This window comes from Burkholderia sp. E168m23 (assembly GCF_016586125.1).
Classification (GTDB): Bacteria; Pseudomonadota; Gammaproteobacteria; order Burkholderiales; family Burkholderiaceae; genus Burkholderia; species Burkholderia orbicola.
In genome coordinates this window covers 1-1,145 of record NZ_BCPP01001442.1, presented here as the reverse complement: position 1 = coordinate 1,145, position 1,145 = coordinate 1, and the positions used below count along the sequence as shown (strand labels likewise).

Annotated in this window: 2 protein-coding genes; both read right to left on the bottom strand. The window is 74.2% G+C overall.

The annotated features are described in order from the left end of the window. A partial coding sequence (locus JMF90_RS38015) for a SidA/IucD/PvdA family monooxygenase (protein ID WP_201326440.1) occupies window positions 1-95 on the bottom strand: 95 nt, incomplete at its 3' end. A gap of 32 nt (window positions 96-127) precedes the next feature. Next, the coding region (locus JMF90_RS38010) for a GNAT family N-acetyltransferase (RefSeq protein WP_201326439.1) at window positions 128-1,145 on the bottom strand (1,018 nt) is incomplete at its 5' end.

The window sequence follows — 1,145 nt, the reverse complement described above, 5'->3', positions numbered from 1 at the left end:
TGCGCGCCGCTGCGCTCCGCGAGGCGCACGGCCAGCGCCAGATTCGACGGCCCGAAGCCGACGCCGATCAGGTCGAATACGGTTTCTCTCTGCATGTCTCAGCTTCCTTGTCGGTGAATCCGGCCCGTCAGACGTGACGGCCGGAGAAGAACGTCTCGCGCAGCGTGCGCATCCACAACGGCTGCGCGTCGGCCAGCGCGAGACGGCGCTGCCGCGCGAAGCCATGCCGCGCGAGATGGTCGGCAACCCGCGTGTGGCCGGCCGGAACGGCACAGCCGACCGCTTCGGTACGCAGGTCGTCGAGAAACAGGTAATGCACGACGGACGGCAGCCAGCCGGCCACGCGATGCGCGCCGCGCCAGCGCGGCTCGCCAACCAGCATCCGCAGCCCGCGGTCGTAGTCGCGCGCCGCGACGTGCGGCCCGAGCGCGTCCTCCTTCAGCCAGAACGCCTCGAAATACGCGAACGGCTCGCCGTCGAAACAGCCGACCAGCGGCGTCACGTGCGGATCGGCTTCCTGCGGGCCTTCCGTGCCGCGTTGGGCGGGCTGCGCGCCCGGCCAGCCGTCGCGCACGCGCGGCTCGTCGAACCAGCGCGCGAGCCGCTCGGTGTCCTCCGCCGGCTGCCAGCCGCGCAACGTGAAGCGCACGCCGAGCGCCGGCAGATCGCGCGCATAGACGTCGCCGCGCGGTGCGGGCGGCCGGCGCGGATGACGCCGGCCGTCGGTGATCGTCGGCAGCGTCGCGCACGGCAGAGACGGGCCGACGCGCCACAGGTCGGCCTGTTGCGCCCAGCCGTCGCGCAGGCAGCGGCCGCCGTCGGCCAGCACGCCGCTCGCGCGCAGCGCGTCGAGCGCGACGGCCGGCCATGCGGCCGGGTCGAGCCGAATCGCCGCGTGGCGCGCGCTGTCCGAAAACGCCGCGGCGAGTGCGGCCAGCAGCGCCCGCCGCTGATCGGCTGGCGCCACGCGATGGTTGTAGGCGACCAGGCGCAGCGCGCCGTCGTCGCCGAGCTGCGCGCGCAGCAACTGCGCGCCGATCCCGTCGCCCTGCGCGACGCGGATCTCCGCGCCATCGCGCGCGGCGAACAGGCCGTCCGCGAACGCGAGCCGGTAGGTATCGAGCATCGTGAATCCGTCCGGGCGC